Origin of the sequence: Streptomyces sp. NBC_00872 (genome assembly GCF_045161915.1) — a bacterium.
In the GTDB taxonomy this organism is placed as follows: domain Bacteria; phylum Actinomycetota; class Actinomycetes; order Streptomycetales; family Streptomycetaceae; genus Streptomyces.
In genome coordinates this window covers 7,505,136-7,524,246 of record NZ_CP108806.1, presented here as the reverse complement: position 1 = coordinate 7,524,246, position 19,111 = coordinate 7,505,136, and the positions used below count along the sequence as shown (strand labels likewise).

16 protein-coding genes are annotated in these 19,111 nt (G+C 71.2%); 8 read left to right on the top strand and 8 right to left on the bottom strand.

The features are described 5' to 3' along the window. Positions 1–8: 8 nt before the first annotated feature. Positions 9–1,508, bottom strand: coding sequence for a PLP-dependent aminotransferase family protein (locus OG214_RS32240; RefSeq protein WP_363084949.1), 1,500 nt, complete (start codon positions 1,506–1,508; stop codon positions 9–11). Positions 1,509–1,542: 34 nt separating this feature from the next. On the opposite strand from OG214_RS32240, the gene OG214_RS32235 reads away from it, so the two are divergent. The 4 genes from OG214_RS32235 to OG214_RS32220 all read left to right on the top strand — a co-directional run bounded on the left by OG214_RS32235 (position 1,543) and on the right by OG214_RS32220 (position 5,083). Beyond that, positions 1,543–2,286, top strand: coding sequence for a YitT family protein (locus OG214_RS32235; RefSeq protein WP_405986701.1), 744 nt, complete (start codon positions 1,543–1,545; stop codon positions 2,284–2,286). Continuing rightward, complete coding sequence (locus OG214_RS32230) at positions 2,283–3,047, top strand: glycerophosphodiester phosphodiesterase family protein (RefSeq protein ID WP_405986700.1); 765 nt, start codon at positions 2,283–2,285, stop codon at positions 3,045–3,047. The genes OG214_RS32235 and OG214_RS32230 overlap by 4 nt, the downstream gene beginning before the upstream one ends. Before the next feature lie 41 nt (positions 3,048–3,088). Continuing rightward, entirely contained in the window at positions 3,089–4,453 is a 1,365-nt protein-coding gene (locus tag OG214_RS32225; protein WP_363084952.1) for an MFS transporter, read from the top strand. Between the two features lie 255 nt (positions 4,454–4,708). Continuing rightward, positions 4,709–5,083 carry an RNA polymerase-binding protein RbpA gene (locus tag OG214_RS32220; RefSeq protein ID WP_003959706.1) on the top strand — a complete coding sequence of 125 codons (375 nt, stop codon included), beginning with the start codon at positions 4,709–4,711 and terminating at the stop codon, positions 5,081–5,083. Positions 5,084–5,218: 135 nt separating this feature from the next. Here the strand turns inward: OG214_RS32220 and fxsA are convergent, their stop codons facing one another. The 4 genes from fxsA to OG214_RS32200 form a co-directional block, all read right to left on the bottom strand. Further along, on the bottom strand, positions 5,219–5,827 hold the full coding sequence (fxsA, locus tag OG214_RS32215; RefSeq protein WP_363084953.1) for an FxsA family membrane protein: 609 nt from the start codon (positions 5,825–5,827) through the stop codon (positions 5,219–5,221). Between the two features lie 47 nt (positions 5,828–5,874). Then, entirely contained in the window at positions 5,875–6,660 is a 786-nt protein-coding gene (locus OG214_RS32210) for a polyprenol monophosphomannose synthase (protein ID WP_383033496.1), read from the bottom strand. 874 nt (positions 6,661–7,534) lie between these two features. Further along, positions 7,535–9,166 carry an amidohydrolase gene (locus OG214_RS32205; protein WP_405986699.1) on the bottom strand — a complete coding sequence of 544 codons (1,632 nt, stop codon included), beginning with the start codon at positions 9,164–9,166 and terminating at the stop codon, positions 7,535–7,537. 491 nt (positions 9,167–9,657) lie between these two features. Further along, on the bottom strand, positions 9,658–10,098 hold the full coding sequence (locus tag OG214_RS32200) for an Lrp/AsnC family transcriptional regulator (protein ID WP_066956527.1): 441 nt from the start codon (positions 10,096–10,098) through the stop codon (positions 9,658–9,660). A 205-nt stretch (positions 10,099–10,303) separates the two neighbouring features. On the opposite strand from OG214_RS32200, the gene OG214_RS32195 reads away from it, so the two are divergent. Next, positions 10,304–10,702 carry a hypothetical protein gene (locus OG214_RS32195; RefSeq protein WP_363085880.1) on the top strand — a complete coding sequence of 133 codons (399 nt, stop codon included), beginning with the start codon at positions 10,304–10,306 and terminating at the stop codon, positions 10,700–10,702. Positions 10,703–10,758: 56 nt separating this feature from the next. On the opposite strand, the gene OG214_RS32190 is transcribed toward OG214_RS32195, so the two are convergent. After that, positions 10,759–11,931 carry an acyl-CoA dehydrogenase family protein gene (locus OG214_RS32190; RefSeq protein ID WP_405986698.1) on the bottom strand — a complete coding sequence of 391 codons (1,173 nt, stop codon included), beginning with the start codon at positions 11,929–11,931 and terminating at the stop codon, positions 10,759–10,761. Positions 11,932–12,262: 331 nt separating this feature from the next. Here OG214_RS32190 and OG214_RS32185 point away from each other — a divergent pair, with 331 nt between their 5' ends. Next, entirely contained in the window at positions 12,263–13,501 is a 1,239-nt protein-coding gene (locus tag OG214_RS32185; RefSeq protein ID WP_405986697.1) for a glycoside hydrolase family 18 protein, read from the top strand. A gap of 228 nt (positions 13,502–13,729) precedes the next feature. Here the strand turns inward: OG214_RS32185 and OG214_RS32180 are convergent, their stop codons facing one another. Both OG214_RS32180 and OG214_RS32175 read right to left on the bottom strand, forming a co-directional pair. Continuing rightward, a complete protein-coding gene (locus OG214_RS32180) occupies positions 13,730–14,413 on the bottom strand; it encodes a TetR/AcrR family transcriptional regulator (RefSeq protein WP_363085328.1) in 684 nt (227 codons plus the stop codon). Between the two features lie 164 nt (positions 14,414–14,577). Continuing rightward, positions 14,578–15,942: a peptidase C39 family protein gene (locus OG214_RS32175; RefSeq protein ID WP_405986696.1), complete on the bottom strand. Its 1,365-nt coding sequence runs from the start codon at positions 15,940–15,942 to the stop codon at positions 14,578–14,580. Between the two features lie 201 nt (positions 15,943–16,143). Here OG214_RS32175 and OG214_RS32170 point away from each other — a divergent pair, with 201 nt between their 5' ends. Both OG214_RS32170 and OG214_RS32165 read left to right on the top strand, forming a co-directional pair. After that, complete coding sequence (locus OG214_RS32170; RefSeq protein ID WP_405986695.1) at positions 16,144–16,773, top strand: uridine kinase; 630 nt, start codon at positions 16,144–16,146, stop codon at positions 16,771–16,773. 364 nt (positions 16,774–17,137) lie between these two features. Next, positions 17,138–19,021 (top strand): AAA family ATPase, encoded by a 1,884-nt coding sequence (locus OG214_RS32165; protein ID WP_383033511.1) that lies wholly within the window; start codon positions 17,138–17,140, stop codon positions 19,019–19,021. Positions 19,022–19,111 lie beyond the last annotated feature (90 nt).

The window sequence follows — 19,111 nt, the reverse complement described above, 5'->3', positions numbered from 1 at the left end:
CCCCGGCGTCAGGCGACAAAGGTGCGTGGCGCGTCCGTTCCGGTGCTCGCGCCCGTCTCCACCAGCCGGGCCGCCGCCGCCAGCCGGGCCGCCGCCTCGACGGCGACCGGGCCGCCCACGGTGAACGGAAGCCGTACGTATCCCTCGAACGCGCCGTCGACCCCGAAGCGGGGCCCCGACGGCACCCGTACACCGACCCGTTCGCCCACCTCGGCCAGCCGGGAACCGGAGAGTCCGCCCGTACGCACCCAAAGGGTCAGCCCGCCGCGCGGCACCTCGAACTCCCAGCGCGGCAGCCGTTCGCGCACCGCCGCCACCAGCGCGTCGCGGTTCTCGCGCGCCTGGGCCCGGCGCAGGGCGACCGCGTCCTCCCAGCCGCCCGTGCGCATCAGCCAGTTGATGGCGAGCTGCTCCAGCACCGGGGTGCCGAGATCCGCGTACGCGCGTGCCGCGACCAGGGACCGGATCACATCCGGCGCCGCGCGCACCCAGCCGATCCGCATCCCCGCCCAGAAGGCCTTGCTGGCCGAGCCGACCGTGAGAACCGTGCTGCCCGCCGGGTCGAAGGCACAGACCCGCCTCGGCATGTCGACATCCGCGTCGAGATACAGCTCGGACATGGTCTCGTCGACGACCAGCACCGTGCCCGCCGACCGGGCCGCGTCGACGAGCCGGCGCCGCTGGTCCTCGTCGGCCAGCGCGCCGGTCGGATTGTGGAAGTCGGCCACCACATAGGCGAGCCGGGGCGCGGCCTCCCGCAGCACCTGGCGCCAGCGCCCCAGGTCCCAGCCGGTCAGCCCCTCCGCCATGGCGACCGGCACCAGGCGGGCGCCCGCCTCCCGCATGAGCTGGAGGATGTTCGCGTACGAGGGCGACTCCACCGCGATCCGCTCGCCCCGGCCCGCGAAGAGATGGCAGATCGCGTCGATCGCGCCCATCGCGCCCGTGGTGACCATGATCTGCTCGGGCATGGTCGGGATGCCGCGCTCGGTGTACCGGTCGGCGAGCATCCGCCGCAGCGCGGGCAGCCCGGCCGGATAGTCGCCGTGGGTGTGCGCGTACGGCGGCAGTTCCTCCAGCGCGCCCCGCACGGCCCGGGTGAGCCAGGGCTCGGGGGCGGGCAGGGCCGCGGTGCCGAGATCGATCATCGAGCCCAGCGACTCCGGCGGCAGCGGTTCGAGTCCGCGCGCGGGCAGCGGATTGCCCGCCGGCACGGCGGTCCAGCTCCCGGCGCCTCTGCGGGATTCCAGGAAGCCCTCGGCGCGCAGCGCCTCGTACGCGGCGGCCACGGTCGTACGGCTCACGGAGAGGGAGAGCGCGAGTTCGCGCTCCGCGGGCAGCCGGGCGGCGACGGGGACCCGGCCTTCGAGGACGAGCAGCCGGATGCCGTCGGCGAGGGCCCGGTAGGCCGGCGGTCTGCGGGTACCGGGGCCCGTGGCCGTGGGCTGCTGGGTGGTGAGCTGCCGGGCGAGCTGAGCCGCGCCGACTGCCGAGGTCCACTCCGCCATGGAAATCAGTCCACCTTCCGTGAATTGGCCATGGATGGCGTCTACCGGCCAGCCACAGAGTGACACGCACCAGTCCACCATCGCACCAAGGGGCCGCTTCGTGTCCGATCTCCCTCGTCCCGCCAGGCCTCCCGCCCGCCGCCTCACCCGCAGGGTGACGCAGCTCTCCGTCGGTCTCGCGCTGTACGGGGCGAGCGCGGCGCTGCTGGTGCGCGGCGGGCTCGGGCTGGAGCCCTGGGGTGTACTGCACCAGGGGCTCGCCGAGCTGACCGGGCTGACCATGGGGGTCGTCTCGATCGCCGTGGGCGCGGTCGTGCTGCTGCTCTGGATCCCGATCCGGCAGCGCCCGGGACCGGGCACGGTCGCCAATGTCTTCGCGGTCGGTATCGCGATGGACGCCACCCTGGCGCTCGTTCCCGACGGTCACGGTCCGGCCGCCCGTATCGCGCTGCTGATCGCCGGCATCGTCCTCAACGGGGTGGCCACCGGGCTCTACATAGCGGCCCGGTTCGGTCCGGGGCCGCGCGACGGTCTGATGACGGGGCTGCACCGGCTGACCGGCCGCTCGGTGCGGCTGGTCCGTACGGCGATCGAGGTCGCCGTCGTCGCCACCGGTTTCGCGCTCGGCGGCTCGGTGGGGATCGGCACGGTCGCCTATGCCCTGGCCATCGGACCGCTCGCCCAGCTCTTCCTGCGCGTCTTCGCCATCCCCGCGGCGGGCACCGGCAGTACGGCCGTCGCCGCCGGGACACCGGCACGGGCCATACTGCGGCGGTGACTCGCGTACCCCACCCCTATCTCGACCGGCCGACACCGATCCCGTTCGCCCATCGCGGCGGCGCGGCGGACGGTCTGGAGAACACCGCGGCCGCCTTCCGGCGCGCGGCCGGACTCGGCTACCGCCACTTCGAGACCGATGTGCACGCCACGGCGGACGGCCGGCTCGTCGCCTTCCACGACGCGACCCTGGACCGGGTGACCGACAGCCACGGCCGGATCGTGGATCTGCCGTGGGCGGAGGTGCGCCGGGCGCGGGTGGCGGGCAGCGAGCCGCTGCCGCTCTTCGAGGAACTGCTCGAAGAGTTTCCCGAGGCGTGCTGGAACGTGGACATCAAGGCCGCCCCCGCACTCGTCCCGCTGGTCGAGCTGCTCGGCAGGACCAAGAGCTGGGACCGGGTGTGCGTCGGCTCGTTCTCCGAGGCCAGGGTGGCCCGCGCGGCCCGGCTCGCGGGCCCCCGGCTGGCCACGTCATACGGGGTACGGGGCGTGCTGGGCCTGCGGCTGCGCTCGTACGGGATCCCCGCCCCCGTCCGCCCCGGCGCCGTGTGCGCGCAGGTCCCCGAGACACAGAGCGGCATCCGGGTGGTGGACGAGCGCTTCGTACGCACGGCGCACGCGCGCGGCCTTCAGGTCCATGTCTGGACGGTCAATGAACCGGATCGGATGGAGGCGCTGCTCGATCTCGGCGTGGATGGCATCATGACGGATCAACTGGAAGCGCTGCGAACGGTGTTGACCGCGCGAGGAGCCTGGCATTGACCGGGCGGGGCGTCGGCACGGAAGGAACGAGGACACCCGGGGTGACCGCTGAGACCGCCGTGGACCTGGCCGACGGGGCGGCGGACCGCAGACGCGAGCAACGCGGCTGGTATTTCTACGACTTCGCGTGCTCCGTCTACTCGACGAGTGTGCTGACGGTCTTCCTCGGCCCCTATCTCACCTCGGTGGCGAAGGCGGCGGCCGACGCCGACGGCTTCGTCCGGCCACTGGGCATACCCGTGCGCGCGGGATCGGTCTTCGCGTACGCGGTCTCCGTCTCGGTGGTGGTGGCGGTGCTGGTGATGCCGCTGGTGGGCGCGGTGGCCGACCGTACGGGGCGCAAGAAGCCGCTGCTGGCCGCCGCCGCGTATCTGGGAGCGACCGCCACGGCGTGCATGTTCTTCCTGGACGGCGACCGCTATCTGCTGGGCGCGCTGCTGCTGATCGTGGCGAACGCCTCGATCTCGGTCTCGATGGTGCTCTACAACGCCTATCTGCCGCAGATCGCCGGACCCGAGGAGCGCGACGCGGTCTCCTCGCGCGGCTGGGCCTTCGGCTACACCTCGGGCGCGCTGGTCCTCGTACTCAATCTGGTGCTCTACACCGGCCATGACTCCTTCGGTGTCTCCGAGTCGACGGCGGTACGGATCTGTCTGGCCTCGGCCGGGGTCTGGTGGGGCGCCTTCACGATCGTGCCGCTGCGCCGGCTGCGCGACCGCGCGGTGGCGCGGGACGGCGGGGACGCCGTCGGTGAGGGCGCGGTGGGAGCGGGCTGGCGTCAACTGAGGGCGACGCTGCGGGACATGCGGCGCCATCCGCTGACGCTCTCGTTCCTGCTCGCCTATCTCGTCTACAACGACGGTATCCAGACGGTGATCTCCCAGGCCTCGATCTACGGCTCGGAGGAACTGGGCCTGGACCAGACGACACTGATCGTCGCCGTGCTGCTGGTGCAGATCCTGGCGGTCGGCGGTGCGCTCGGCATGGGCCGGATGGCCAGGGCCTACGGCGCCAAACGCACGATCCTGGGCTCGCTGGCCGTCTGGACGCTGATCCTCGCGGCCGGTTACTTCCTGCCCGCCGGGGCACCGGTCGCGTTCTACGCGCTGGCCTCGGCGATCGGTCTGGTGCTGGGCGGCAGCCAGGCACTGTCCCGGTCGCTCTTCTCCCATCTCGTACCGCACGGCAAGGAGGCCGAGTACTTCTCCGCGTACGAGATGAGCGACCGGGGGCTGAGCTGGCTGGGGCCACTGGTGTTCGGGCTCGCGTATCAGCTCACGGGCAGCTACCGGGATGCGATCATCTCGCTGGTGGTCTTCTTCGTGCTCGGATTCGGCCTGCTGGCGAGGGTTCCGGTCGGCCGGGCGATCACGGCCGCGGGAAACCCCGTACCGGAACGGATTTAGACGTTGAAGTGAAAGGGCGGTAGTGTACGCGTTTGGCCTGCGAGGCGGACCGTTACTGCGTATGCGGGAATCGGAATCGCTGGGTGACATCTCCTGTTAGATGTGACAAACCGGGCGCCGGTGGGTACAACAAGGGCGGCACGACGGGCGACGCATGACTCGGAACGGGGAATCTTTACCGCCGACCGGACGTTGACCGGATGACGACGACAGCGACACCTGTCCTGTGGGCGACAAGCCCGGGAGGCACGATTCATGAGTGAGCGAGCTCTCCGCGGCACGCGACTCGTGGTTACCAGCTACGAGACGGACCGCGGCATCGATCTGGCCCCGCGCCAGGCGGTGGAGTACGCATGCCAGAACGGCCATCGATTTGAGATGCCGTTCTCGGTAGAGGCGGAAATTCCGCCGGAGTGGGAGTGCAAGGCGTGTGGCGCCCAGGCACTCCTGGTGGACGGGGATGGCCCCGAAGAGAAGAAGGGCAAGCCTGCGCGTACGCACTGGGACATGCTCATGGAGCGGCGCACACGCGAGGAGCTCGAGGAGGTGCTGGCCGAGAGGCTGGCCGTCCTGCGCTCCGGCGCCATGAACATCGCCGTGCACCCGCGGGACAGCCGGAAGTCCGCCTGACCGCGTAACCACCACCGCATACGACAAGCGAGACAACAGCACAGAGCCGCGGGCCGCGTCACATGCATATGTGCCGCGGCCTGCGGCTTTTTCCGTACGGCTTTTCTCGTACGGTGTCAGGGCGCTCGTACGGTGTCAGGGTGTCAGCGGCGGACGCGGGCCCTTCCCGCTGTCGTCGCCGGAGCCCGGGTTCCGCTCGTCGTGCTTGATGACCTCGCCCTGGACGACCTTGCCGTCCGGCCTACGCATACGGGCCTGCTGGAAGGCGTCACCGAGACTGCCCGGCGGGGAGGCCTCGGCCATCCGCCGCTCCAGCGACCGCTCCGCGTACCGGCTGAGCCTCGTCCGCAGCGGCGGCACGAGCAGCAGCAGTCCCGCCGCGTCGGTGATCAGTCCCGGCAGCATGATCAGCAGGCCGCCGAGCATCAGAAACCCGTTGCCGCCACCGCCGTTGGCGGGCTCCGGTACGAGAGGTTCGCCGGGGTGCTCCGCCTGCTGCCTCTGGGCCCGCTGCACGGTCTCGGTCAGATTGCGGAAGGCACGGCGGCCGGCGCGCTTGATGACCACGGCGCCGAGCAGGAGCGCGCCCAGCAGGAGCAACAGCACGGTCAGGCCGCCCGCCGCGTCGGCCACGACGATCAGCAGCCAGATCTCCAGCACCAGCCAGGCGGCGATGCCCAGCGGAAGGAAAGTGCGGGCTCTGGAGCGCTTGGGAACGGTCCGGGGCGAGTGCGCGGTCGTCATACCACCAGTGTGCCTGGGCGCGGCCCGTGACGGCGTACGGGGGCGGATCAGGAAGGCCGGTTCTGTACGTCGGGAGCACGGCCGAGCAGACGGCTGGCACGCGCCCCGACCCCCCACGCGGTGACCCGCCAGAGCGCCTCGATCACGATGTCGCGGCTCATCTTGGAGTCGCCCAGTTCACGCTCGACGAAGGTGATGGGCACCTCCACCACATGACAGCCCGCCTCGACCGCGCGCCGGGCCAGATCGACCTGGAAGCAGTAGCCCTGCGAGGCGACGGCGTCGAGGCCGATCCGCTCCAGGGTCTCCCGGCGGAACGCCCGGTAGCCACCGGTGACATCGCGGATCGGGACCCCCAGCAGGACCCGTGAGTAGGTACTGCCGCCGCGCGAGAGCACCTTCCGGGTCGTGGGCCAGTTGACGACGCGTCCGCCCGGCACCCAGCGCGACCCGAGGACGAGATCGGCGCTCTTGAGGGCGGTCAGCAGCCGGGGCAGTTCTTCGGGCTGATGGGAGCCGTCGGCGTCCATCTCCACGAGAACGCCGTAGCCGCGCTCCATCCCCCACCGGAAGCCGGCCAGATAGGCGGCACCGAGACCTTCCTTGCCCCTGCGGTGCAGGATCTTGACCTGGCCGTCCTCGGCGGCCAGATCATCGGCGATCTTGCCGGTGCCGTCGGGGCTGTTGTCGTCGGCGACGAGGATGTCGGCCTCCGGCACCGCGGCGCGGACCCGGGAGACGATCGACCTGATGTTCTCCGCCTCGTTGAAGGTCGGGATGATCACCAAGGCCGTGCCGAGCGGGCCGTACCGCCTCTGACCGCCGTCGTTCACTACTGCCCCTTAATTGCCGTACGCAGGGGCACCACCATAGCGAGCGGGTGGGCGGCCCCCGTCACACCCTCTTTTTTTGAGGGCTCGGTTCGCCTCCGGGGCGCTTTTTGTCGGCGCCGACAGTCGATCGTGCTCGGCCGCTCGTTCCTCACGGCCTGCGCGCGTTCTCCTTTTCGGCACCGACGCGCCCCTTCGGCTCACTCGCCGGCGGGCGACAGCGGCCGGAACATGTCCGCACCCCGAAACGGCCGAGGTGACCGGGACCCGGGTCGGCCAGCCCCGGCCGCCCCTGGGGTGCGGAGACGTTCCGGCCCCGCACGGCCGCCGGCGAGTGAGCCGAAGGGCGCGCCGCTGTCGAAAGGGAGAGCGCGCGCAGGTCCGTGAGGAACGAGCGGACCGAGCACGGTCGACCGTCGACAGTGGCAGAAAGCGCCCGGAGGCGAACCGAGCCCCAAAAAGACAAGACAAGACAAGAAGGGGGCGCCCCGGCGTCCTTCGGGCCGACCTGGAACCCGCTGGCTGCGGGTCGACCGAAAGCCGTTGTCTACTGAACGCCGGGGCCCCACCCTGTCGCACCCGCCGGCCGGCCGAAACCCTCCCTGGCCCCCGAGACGCGGGTGCTGGACCTGGCTCCCAGTGGCGGTGCACCGGTGCGGCACACCGCCCCATGACCCAGCGGCGTTCGACGACTGCGCGGAGATTGCCGGACGGACGTCCTGTGGTGGACTCGGCCGAACCTACCCGCCGGTGGATGCTTACTGTCAACAGCCGTTTGACCTGCGACGTTGGCCGAAATCACCAGGTCAGTAGGGAAGATCCGCAGGTCGCGACCGAGAGCGGGAAGCACTGGTCGGCGGTACGAAATGTCCCCATGTCACTCGTTCGGTCGCACAAACACGGTTTGTCCGGCGACAACGGTCCGCAGACATACGGGCAGCGAGCGGCCCGGGGTCAGATCCGGCAGGCCCGGCGTCCCCGAACGCGGGTCGGTGGACCAGCGGGCCACCCGGTCGTCGGGGGCCTGGACGACCAGTTCCTCGGTGCGCCAGACGGCGTAGTCGGCCGGGGCGCCCGGCACGAGCGTACCCGCGTCGTCGCGGCCGACGGCGCGCCAGCCGCCGCGGGTATGGGCGGTGAACCCCGCCCGTACGGAGATGCGGTGCTCGGGGGTCTGATGGAAGGCGGCGGCCCTCACGGTGCCCCAGGGGTCCAGCGGGGTGACCGGACTGTCGGAGCCGAAGGCCAGCGGGACACCGGCGCGCAGCAGCGCGGCGTACGGATTGAGCGTACGGGCGCGCCCGACGCCGAGGCGCCGTGCGTACATACCGCCGTCGCCGCCCCAGGCCTCGTCGAAGGCGGGCTGGACGGAGGCGGTGAGTCCCAGCTCCGCGAAGGCGGCGATGGTCTCGGGGGTCAGCATCTCGGCGTGTTCGACACGATGCCTGGCGGCCCGGACCCGGGCGAGGCCCAGCCGCTCGGCGGCGGCCCGTACCCCGTCGACGACCGTGCCGACCGCGGCGTCGCCGATGGCGTGGAACCCGGCCTGGAGTCCGGCCTCGGTGCAGACGGTGACATGGGCGGCGACCGCGGCGGCGTCGAGATGGGCGGTACCGGTGTGCGGGGCGTCGTCGTACGGGTCGCGCAGCGCGGCGGTGTGCGAGCCGAGGGAGCCGTCGACGAAGAGATCACCGGCGGCGCCCGCCGCGCCCAGTTCGCGGATGCGCCGGGCGCCCTTCTCGTCGGTGACCGGCTCGGCCCAGTAGCCGTGGATCCGGGGGCCGGGCTCCTCGTCCGCCAGTCTCAGCAGCGCGACGAAGTCCTCCTCGTCGGAGATGTCGGGTCCCGCGCACTCGTGCAGGGTGCCGATACCGAGCGAAGCGGCACGATGGCGGGCCGCGCGCTGCGCCTCCGTGCGCTGGCGCGCGCTGACGGCCCCGTGCGCGGCGGCGCGTACGGCGTGGTGCGCGGCGCCGGTCAGCGGCGCGTCCGGGTGGTAGCCCACGAGGTCGGTGACGCCGGGGACGAGATCGAGCAGCGCGGTGGTCACGACGGCCGAGTGCACATCGACACGCGGCAGATAGAGCGGCCGGCCGCCCGCGGCCTCGTCGAGTTCGGCGCGGGACGGGGGGCGCTGCTCGGGCCAGCGCGCGGAGTCCCAGCCGTGGCCGAGCAGAACGCGGCTGTCGGGGTGCGCGGTGCGGTGCGCCCGTACGAGCGCGAGCGCCTCGGTGAGGGTGCGCGCGGAGGACAGATCGAGTCCGCTGAGGGCGAGTCCGGTGGCGGTGGTGTGGACGTGCGCGTCGGTGAACGCGGGGGTGACGAGCGCGCCTTCGAGGTCGACGACCTCGTCCACGCCGGGGGCGAAGGCGTCGGCGGCGCCTTCGGAGCCGACCCAGGCGACATGGCCGCGTTCTACGACCATGGCGGTGGCGAAGGGGTCGGCGGGGCTGTGGACTTCTCCACCACGGAGGAGAAGGGTGCGGTGGGGGTCGGTGCGCTTGGTCATGCGACCAGTGTCGCGCGGAGCGGTGCGCGTCCGGGCGGGGGGTCGGGGGCGGTGCGCCTGACGGCGCGGGGTGCGGTGCGCGCCTGGCGGCGCGGGTGCCGGTGGGTGGTGCGGGTGCCGGGGCCTCCGGAGGTACATGTCCGGACGGCATGATTTACGCCGCGTGCGGGCCGGTTCGGTAGGTGCGGGTCTCGTATGCGGCACAAATCACGCTTCAGTGTCCGAACACGCACCTCCTGCGACCCCGACCCCCTCCCGCCGGGGTCCGGCTGCGGGCCCGCATCAAGCCCGTCCGGCGATTGAGGACGAACCGGCCAGCCGGACGGGACCCGGCTGCGGAGACGTTCCGGCCCCGCACGGCCGCCGGCGAGTGAGCCGAAGGGCGCGCCGCTGTCGAAAGGGAGAGCGCGCGCAGGTCCGTGAGGAACGAGCGGACCGAGCACGGTCGACCGTCGACAGTGGCAGAAAGCGCCCGGAGGCGAACCGAGCCCCTAAAAAGAAGGCGGTCTGGATTCGTAGGGCGTTGACAGGACCACCGTGGTGCGCGTCGAGACTCCCGCCAAGGAGCGGATACGGGTGAGGAGGTGTTCCAGTTCCAGTGGGGTCGGCACCCGGACCTTGAGGATGTAGTTCTCGTCCCCCGCCACGCTGTGGCACGCCTCGATCTCGGGGATCCCCGCGAGCCGTTCCGCGATGTCGTCGGGGGCGCTCGGGTCGAACGGCTTCACCGAGATGAACGCGGTGAGCGGCAGGCCGACCGCCTCCGGGTCGACGACCGCGGCATAGCCGCGGATGACTCCGCGCTGCTCCAGCCTGCGTACGCGCTGATGCACGGCCGAGGTGGACAGGCCGGTGGCCTTGCCCAGGTCTGTGTAGCTCATCCGGCCGTCGTTGACGAGCAACTCCACGATCTGACGATCCAGCTCCTCCATACGGATCAACCTATTGCCCCAGGTCACTTCAGGCACAGTCGGCAAATGAGCCGAAGGGGCACCTGCGGGCGGCATGTGACGAAGACCACAGGTCTCTGACGCGGTCCTTCGAGACCTCGCGGTTACCTGGCTCGCGCGACGGGAATTGCTTGCTGTGGTCGAGACCACAAGTGCCTGGTCGGCCCACCCGAGGGGGAATGTCTCCATGCAGAGCCTGAAGCGCGCCGGACGTACCGAACCGGAGCCCGTTGATCTCGTCGACGCCGACGACATCGACTTCGACGACACCTTCGAGATGTACCGGGTCGTCTGCCCGGACTGTGCGCAGCCGATCGCGCTGCTGGCGGACGAGGACGTCCTGCCGGAGCACGCTCTGTGCCCCACTCCGTGGAACCCGTTCGTGCTCTCCGTCTGTGCCGGTACGGGCCGTTCGGCGTCGGACGCCCGTCCCGCCGACGAGACGTCCGAGGTCCAGGAGCAGGACACCGCGCTGCTTCTGACGCTTCCTCAGGGGCTCAACTGGCGTACACAGCCGTTCTCGCATGTCGGCGGACCGGGCTCGCGCCCGTTCAAGGTGCCGGCCGTTCAGCGGCACGCCGCCTGAGAGGACCCCCGGCGCGACCGCCGACCGTATGTCGGAGAGCGCGCCGGGGAACCGGATCAGCGTGTTTCCGGGCCCGCGAGATGACGGGCGATCACCATGCGCTGGATCTGGTTGGTGCCTTCGACGATCTGGAGCACCTTCGCCTCGCGCATGAAGCGCTCCACCGGGAAGTCCACGGTGTAGCCGTAGCCGCCGAGGACCTGTACGGCGTCGACGGTGACCTGCATCGCGGCGTCCGTGCAGAACAGCTTGGCCATGGCGGCCTGTTGGGAGAACGGCCGGCCCGCGTCGCGGAGCCGGGCGGCGGCGAGATAGAGCGAGCGTCCCGCCTCGATCCGTGTGGCCATGTCGGCGAGCAGGAAGCGCAGTCCCTGGAAGTCCGCGATGGGCCTGCCGAACTGCCGTCGCCCGGTGGCGTATTCGACGGCTTCGTCCAGGGCCGCCTGGGCGAGTCCGACGGCGCAGGCGGCGATGCCGAGACGGCCGGAGTCGAGCGCCGACAGGGCGATCGCGAAGCCCTGTCCCTCCTCCCCGATACGGCGACTGTCCGCCACCCGTACGCCGTCGAAGTGGAGTTGGGCGGTGGGCGAGCCCTTCATGCCCATCTTCTTCTCGGGAGGGGCCGCGTTCAGACCGGGGGCGTCGCCCGGTACGAGCAACGCCGTGATGCCCCGGGCGCCCTCCTCACCGGTGCGGGCGAGCACGGTGTAGAAGTCCGCGATTCCGCCGTGGGTGATCCAGGCCTTGGTGCCGGTGATCACCCAGTCGTCGCCGTCCCGTACCGCCTTCGTACGGAGCGAGGCGGCGTCCGAGCCGGAGGCGGGCTCGGAGAGGCAGTAGGCCCCCAGGAGGCCGCCGCCGAGCATGGCGGGGAGGTATTCGGTCTGCTGGTCCTTGGTGCCGTAGCCGGCGAGGGCGTGGCAGGCCAGGGAGTGCACGCTGACGCCGAGGCCGACGGTGAGCCGGGCCGCGGCCAGTTCTTCGAGTACCTGGAGGTAGACCTCGTACGGCTGGTCCCCGCCGCCGTGGGCGGAGTCGTAGGGGAGGCCGAGCAGGCCGGAGCCGGAGAGCAGGGTGAAGAGTTCGCGCGGGAAGTGTCCCGCTTCCTCCTCCTCGGCCGCCCAGGGGGTGATCTCCCGCTCGATGATGTCGCGTACGAGGGCGACGAGGTCCTTGGACTCCTCGGTGGGCAGTTGCCTGTCCACCTGTCGCGGGGCGCGGTCGGGCATGGCGGCGCTCTCCTCCCTGTCGGGCGCTACGGCGGTCGCACGCGCAGGGTGTGGCGGCGGCGCCGGCTGGGGTCCGGGGGTGCCCCCGGACGGCAGTTCTGCCGAACCGATGCTGCCCTCCCGGATCGCGGAAGCTGCTGACCAGCGGTTGCGGCGCGTCGAGTATGCCCGATCAGCGGCGTCCCGTCACCGGTCGGCGGAACCCTCGCCGGTACGGGCCGAACCTGGTCCGAACCATTGACCCACTGGTCTAGTCCTTCTAACGTTCCCTCTCAACGCGTTCATGTCACACTCCCCCCACTCGCTTCTTCCTCCCCCACGAGGAGACTCCATGCTCAGGCTCCACCGCTCCCGGTTTCGGGCGCTGATCACCGCCGCCTGTACCGCCGCGCTCGGCGTGACCCTGCTCTCCGGGGCCGGCAGCGCCTCGGCCGGTGAGACCACCGTTTCCGCCGCCCCCACAGCGGCAGGCGACAAGGTCGTCGGTTACTTCACCAACTGGGGCGTCTACGACCGCAATTACCACGTCAAGAACATCGAGACCTCCGGCTCGGCCGGGAAGCTCACCCACATCAACTACGCCTTCGGCAATGTGACCGGCGGAAAGTGCGTGATCGGCGACTCGTACGCCGACTACGAGAAGGCGTACACCGCCGACCAGAGCGTCGACGGTGTCGCGGACACCTGGGACCAGCCGCTGCGCGGCAACTTCAACCAGCTCCGCAAGCTCAAGGCGCTCCACCCCGGTCTCAAGGTCATCTGGTCGTTCGGCGGCTGGTCCTGGTCCGGTGGCTTCGGCCAGGCGGCGCAGAACCCGGCCGCCTTCGCGCAGTCCTGCCACGATCTGGTCGAGGACCCGCGCTGGGCCGATGTCTTCGACGGTATCGACATCGACTGGGAGTACCCCAACGCCTGCGGTCTGACCTGCGACACCAGTGGCCGTGACGCGTTCGGGAACCTCGCGTCCGCGCTGCGGACCGAGTTCGGGTCCGACGCCCTGGTGACGGCGGCCATCACGGCCGACGGCTCCGACGGCGGGAAGATCGACGCCGCCGACTACGCGGGCGCCGCGCCGTACCTCGACTGGTACAACCCGATGACCTACGACTTCTTCGGTGCCTTCGCGGCGCAGGGCCCCACCGCGCCGCACTCGCCGCTGACGTCCTACCCGGGGATTCCGACCGAGGGCTTCACCTCCGACGCGGCGGTCAGCAAGCTCAAGGGGCTCGGTATCCCGTCGGAGAAGCTGCTGCTCGGTATCGGCTTCTACGGACGCGGCTGGTCCGGGGTGACACAGAAGGAGCCGGGCGGTACGGCGACGGGCGCGGCCCCGGGCACCTACGAGGCCGGTATCGAGGACTACAAGGTCCTCAAGAACTCCTGCCCGGCCAACGGAACGGTCGCGGGCACGGCGTACGCCTTCTGCGGCAACCAGTGGTGGAGCTACGACACGCCCTCGACCATCGCCGGAAAGATGGCGTACAAGAACGAACAGGGCCTGGGCGGCACCTTCTTCTGGGAGCTGAGCGGCGACACCACCGACGGTGAACTGATCAAGTCGATCGACTAGGGTCTTTCGTTTGGATCTGGCTGGATCAGGGAGCGGGGTCTGGCGCCGTGGATCGCAAGGCGGAGGAGGGAGCCCACGCGGAGCGTAGGCGACCGACGACAACGCGGCGAGGCGCGGTGCCAGGGCACGCGAGCCCAGCAAGATCCAAACGAGAGGCCCTAGGCCCTGTCTCAGCAGGGGCGCATGACTCGCCGGGGGCGGGGTGGCTGCCGGCCCCCGTCCCCGGCGTCATATCCCCGGCGGGTCCGGCCGTTCCTCGCGGCCGGTGAACGGGCGCCAGGTGAGGTCCGGCGGCGGCGCGGGGCACTCCGGTGCGAACTCCTCGATCGTGTTGAGGGTGTGGCGCAGCATCCGGACCAGCAGATCGCGCGGGATCTCCAGCGTCAGTTCCTGGTGGCCCAGCCACTCCAGCGTCAGCCACTCGACACTGCTGAGCCAGCCGAGCAGCGCGAGCCGGGCGATCGGCGGGAGGTCGCGGCTGCCGTAGGCGCCTTCGGCGAGTGTGGCGACCAGGCCCGTGCGTACGGCGTCGCGGATGGCCTGCACCTGGGTGTCGAAGCCGACGCCGCCGGTGATGATGGTGCGGTACGCGGCCTCGTTCTGCTGGGCGAAGCGTAGGTAGGCCTCGACCGTGCGCTGGATCCGTTCCGTACGCGGCACTTCGGCGCTGCCCGCGGCGGCGAGGGTGACCAGTTCGGCGACCGAGTCCTCGACGATGGCGAGGTAGTAGCCGCGCTTGTTCTTGAAGTAGTAGTAGATCAGGCCCTTGGCGACCCCGGCGTGCTGGGCGATGTCGTCCATCGACAGCGCGTCGTACGAGGTGTTGGCGAAGAGCTTCCGACCGGTCGCGATGAGTTCGGAGCGCCGCACCTGCGATCGCGCGGAGGTGCCACGCTGTTGACTACGGTTCACATTCGCGTCCTGGTCTCCGGCTGCCACGGGATTCCCGCAAGATGTCCCGCAGTATCGCAGAGAGAGCACACTGGCTCACGAAGCGACCGCGGTGGCCCGGTGCCGGGGTCCGGGGGCGAGGCGGAATGTCCCCGCCCCCGGTCGCGGCCGTCCAAGAGCCCTGATCAGAGCAGGCCGACCGCCCGCAGGGCACGCCGCTGGACCGTGGACGGCGCGGCGGGCCAGTAGACGTAACAGACACCGCCGGTGCCGGAGGCCACAGCGCCGGAGGCGTTGTACCGCTTGGTCCGCTGCCAGATCGTCTCCCATTCCGCACGGCGGTAGATCCGGCGTACGGCGGGGTTGTCCGGCGAGGCGGGGTCGTTGGCGATCACATCGCCGTCGGCCGTGAAGCCGATCACGGTCATGAGATGGCCCGAGGTGCCGTAGCCGGCTCCCGTCAGCTCCTCCTTGAGGAAGGACTGGGAGGTGATCACGGGAATGCCCGCGCGGATCAGGGTCTCCACCTCGGTCAGCGAGCCCAGCCGGGTGACGGCCGAACTCATGTCCTGGTAGGTGGCCGCGTAGGCGGCGTTGAAGGGCCAGTTGCCGCAGCCCTCGTACTGGTAGTCGTAGGTGAACCGGGCCGCGTGGCAGACCTGCGGGTCGGCGTACTCCGGGTTCACCCAGGCGAGATCCTCGGGGGCGGGCTCGCGCCCCCAGTACTCGATGATCATCTGCGAGGAGGTGGGGCTGCACCAGGCCTCGCCGCCGTTGTCGTACTCGGGGTACTGCCCGGAGTGGATGTTCTGCGAGTAGCGCGGCACGGGCAGCTCACGGGCGATCCCCGGTACGGAGACCGGGACGGTGAAGCGGTCCGGGATGTCCGAGGCCATCGCCCCGGCCCGGTGGACGGCGGGGGTGAGCCGGCTCCCGGGGACGCGGTAGAGCGTGAGCCGCAGCCGGTACGAGTCCAGCCGCAGCCCGCTCGCCGCGTCGTCCACCGAGAAGGTGTCGGTCCAGATGGTGCTGCGCCCGTCGGTCTGGTCGTCGACGGAGGTGCGCCGGATGTCGTCCGCACCGTCCCCGGCGGTCCAGCGGCCCATGACGTACCAGGGGGTGTCGGTGCCGTCGGAGTACCGGCCGCGCAGTTCGATCTGGAGCCAGGTGCCGGCGGGGGTCGTGGCGTTCCAGGAGGCGATCACCTCGGTGGCGGGAACCTTCGAGCGGTGTACGGGCGAGGTCCAGGTCGCGTACTCCCAGGCGGTGGTCCGCCCGGTGTGCGGATCGGCATAGTCGGTACGGCCGGCCGGGGCGCCGATCACCAGCGCGGGCCGGCCGCCGGACACGGCCCGGGTGCCCTGGTGCCGACCGGAGCGCCAGTCGGCGTACGAGGCCCAGAAGGCGTTGTCCACGAGAGGCCTGGCGCGGTCGGGGGCGGCCGGGGCCGGGGAGCCCGCGGCCGCCGCCGGGACGGCGGAGACCGCCCCGGCACCGGCGGCGGCGAGAGCGGCGGCGAGCACGGATCGGCGCGAGGTGGAGCTGGTCACAGGACCTCCGGTCGACGGCGGAGAGAGCGGAGAGATACGGAGATATGAGGAACGATACGAAGGGCCGGGGAGAGCCGGCGGCTGCCCGGCATCGCCACTATCCCGGTTCGTGACGGCCTTCTGCCAGCGATTCACCTCGCGTCGCCTGATCAATATTGGTCTCGACCAGTGGCGTGACCTGGGACCTCGTAGGGTGGGCGGATGACCGACCTGACCGGGGCCGCCGCCGGCCTGCGCGCCCTGCCGCCCTCCTGCGGGCCCGTCCGGCTGATCGCCGTCGACGGCCACGCGGGCTCCGGCAAGAGCACCTTCGCGGGGCGCCTCGCGGCGGCGCTCGACGGCGCGCCCGTGCTGCGTCTGGACGATCTGGCCTCGCACGAGGAACTGTTCGCGTGGACGGAGCGGCTGATGCAGCGGATCATCGAGCCGCTCGCGCGGGGCGCGACGGCGCACTACGAGGCGTACGACTGGACGCTGCGGCGCTTCACCGAGCCGCGCGAGCTGCCCGCCGCTCCCGTCGTACTGATCGAGGGCGTGGGAGCCGGGCGCCGGGCGCTGCGGCCGTATCTCGCCCGGCTGCACTGGATGGACCGGGGCGCCGAGGAGTCCTGGGAGCGGGGCCGGCGGCGGGACGGTCCCGGTCTGTCCACTTTCTGGGACGGCTGGACAACGGCGGAGACTCGCCATTTCTCCGCGGACCCGTCCCGGCCCTTCGCCGATGCGCTGGTGAGGGAGTTGCTGGAGGGGTACGTGATGCTCCCGGGGCCCGTTTCGACCGCGATGCACGACCAGACCATCACCCACGGTGATCAGTTTCGGCCGCCATACTGAGCAGTCGGAAATCGACCCCGGACGAGTACCCAACTCCGCTTGACCGAGGGGCCGGACAGGTCTTACGTTCTCAATGTGCGGCTTTTCGGAGCCGCCGCAGACGCGAAGCCCCCGGTTGTTCCCCCGTGATCGGGGGCTTCGTTCTGCCCTCTTCGCCGGTTTCCGGCTGTCGCGCGCCTCCGCCCGCTCACCCTCGGTCACTGCCGTGGCCTCTGAGTGGTGCCCTTAGCCGCACACCCTCTGCGCAGGTACGATGCCATTCGGTAGGGTCAATTCCCGTCCGCCAGAGGGTGGTTCAGCACACTGCCGACGGGCGCCCGCCCGGCGGGACAATCCGGGGGCACGGTTTGTTGTGGGGGGCCTGATGGACATCGGCACGCAGGGCGGCACCGCCGCCCCAGCCGACCTCGCCTGGGCGCGAGGTGTGGACGCGTACACGATGGGGGCCTACCCCCAGGCGGAGGAGGAGTTCAGGACCGCCGTACGGCTCGATCCCGGAATGGCCGACGGCTGGCTCGGGCTGCACGCGCTGCGCGTCGACACCACCACCGCGCTGCTGCACATGTACCGCCACCGCGACCGCTTCGGCGAACAGCGCGCCCGCCACCGCCGTACCCTCAACTCCTGGTACTGGCTGGGCTGGTGGGTGCAGCCGGTGCTGGAGAACGGGCGCGATCTGCTGCTCGCCCACGCCTCGCACTGGCTGGACGGCCGGCACGTGCCGGAGCTGGACCGGGCGCTGGCGGGGCTGCCGCCCGTGGACGCCGATCCGCAGGTGCGGTTCCTGCACGCCTGCCGCGCCTATCTGGTCAAGGACTGGGACCAGCTGGTGCGCCACACCGAGCCGCTCGTCAACGATCCGCTGCTGGGCATCGAGGCGGGCCTCTTCGGCGGGATGGCCCGGGTCCGGCTGGAGATGTACGGGCAGGCCCTGCCGCTGCTGTCCACCGCGCTGATGCGCTGCCGCAGCGAACAGCCCCAGCGCAAGGAGCTGCGGTACTGGCTGGCGCGCGCCCATGAGGGCACCGGGCGCAGCGCCGCCGCCTTACCCCTCTACCGGGCCGTGCACCGGCTCGACCCCGCGTTCATGGACACGGCGGCCCGGCTGGCCGCGATCACCGACTTCGACGGCTACGAGGGGCCGGATGATCCGGTGGGGCTGGCCTCGGTGGCGCTGACCGGCTTCGGCCAGGACACGGCGGACGCGCAGGGCGAGAGCGAGGAGCCCACCGGCTCCGACGTACTGCTCGGGCGTGAGACCCCGCCCCCGATGGGCGGCGCGGTCCCGGCACCGGCGCGCGACGACGTACGGGAGAAGGTGCCGCCGCCCACGCAGCCGGCCCAGCCCAGATTCCCGGAGGGCCCGACCGATCCGGCGCTGCTCGCGGAGGCGCTGGCCGAGCTGGAGCGGATGGTCGGTCTCGATCCGGTGAAACGCCAGGTCAAGGCGATCTCCGCGCAGCTCAACATGGCCCGCCTCCGGGCCGGTCAGGGACTGCCCGTCCAGCCGCCGAAACGTCACTTTGTCTTCTCCGGCCCCTCCGGTACCGGCAAGACCACCGTGGCGCGCATCCTCGGACGGATCTTCTACGCCCTCGGACTGCTCGGCGGCGACCACCTGGTCGAGGCCCAGCGGGCGGATCTGGTGGGCGAGTTCCTGGGGCAGACCGCGGTCAAGGCGAACGAGCTGATCGACTCCGCGATCGGCGGGGTGCTCTTCGTCGACGAGGCGTACAGCCTCTCCAACTCCGGATACACCAAGGGCGACGCGTACGGCGACGAGGCCCTCCAGGTGCTGCTGAAGCGCGCGGAGGACAACCGCGACCATCTCGTGGTCATCCTCGCCGGCTACCCGGAGGGCATGGACCGGCTGCTCGCCACCAACCCAGGCCTCTCCTCCCGCTTCACCAGCCGGGTCGACTTCCCCAGCTACCGCCCGCTGGAGCTGACCGCCATCGGCCGTGTGCTGGCCGCGGAGAACGGCGACCTCTGGGACGAGGAGTCCGTGGACGAGCTGCTGTCGATCAGCGGGCATGTGGTGGACCAGGGGTGGATCGACGAGCTGGGCAACGGGCGCTTCGTCCGCACGCTGTACGAGAAGAGCTGCGCGTACCGCGACCTGCGGCTCTCCGGCTACAGCGGCACGCCCACCCGCGACGACCTGGCGACACTGCGCCTGCCGGACCTGATGCAGGCGTACGGCGAGGTGCTCTCAGGCCGAGGCACGCCCCCGCCTCCTCCCGGCTAGGGGCCGTGGTGCGGGTCCGTCCTCAATCGCCGGACGGGCTTGAATTGCGGCCCGCAGCCGGACCACCGGCGGGAGGGGGGCGGGGTCGCA

Coding starts and splice junctions, on each gene's coding strand:
- OG214_RS32240 (WP_363084949.1), bottom strand. CDS start 1,508: ATGGCGGAGTGGACCTCGGCAGTCGGCGCGGCTCAGCTCGCCCGGCAG.
- OG214_RS32235 (WP_405986701.1), top strand. CDS start 1,543: ATGGCGTCTACCGGCCAGCCACAGAGTGACACGCACCAGTCCACCATC.
- OG214_RS32220 (WP_003959706.1), top strand. CDS start 4,709: ATGAGTGAGCGAGCTCTCCGCGGCACGCGACTCGTGGTTACCAGCTAC.
- fxsA (WP_363084953.1), bottom strand. CDS start 5,827: ATGACGACCGCGCACTCGCCCCGGACCGTTCCCAAGCGCTCCAGAGCC.
- OG214_RS32205 (WP_405986699.1), bottom strand. CDS start 9,166: ATGACCAAGCGCACCGACCCCCACCGCACCCTTCTCCTCCGTGGTGGA.
- OG214_RS32200 (WP_066956527.1), bottom strand. CDS start 10,098: ATGGAGGAGCTGGATCGTCAGATCGTGGAGTTGCTCGTCAACGACGGC.
- OG214_RS32195 (WP_363085880.1), top strand. CDS start 10,304: ATGCAGAGCCTGAAGCGCGCCGGACGTACCGAACCGGAGCCCGTTGAT.
- OG214_RS32190 (WP_405986698.1), bottom strand. CDS start 11,931: ATGCCCGACCGCGCCCCGCGACAGGTGGACAGGCAACTGCCCACCGAG.
- OG214_RS32185 (WP_405986697.1), top strand. CDS start 12,263: ATGCTCAGGCTCCACCGCTCCCGGTTTCGGGCGCTGATCACCGCCGCC.
- OG214_RS32170 (WP_405986695.1), top strand. CDS start 16,144: ATGACCGACCTGACCGGGGCCGCCGCCGGCCTGCGCGCCCTGCCGCCC.
- OG214_RS32165 (WP_383033511.1), top strand. CDS start 17,138: ATGGACATCGGCACGCAGGGCGGCACCGCCGCCCCAGCCGACCTCGCC.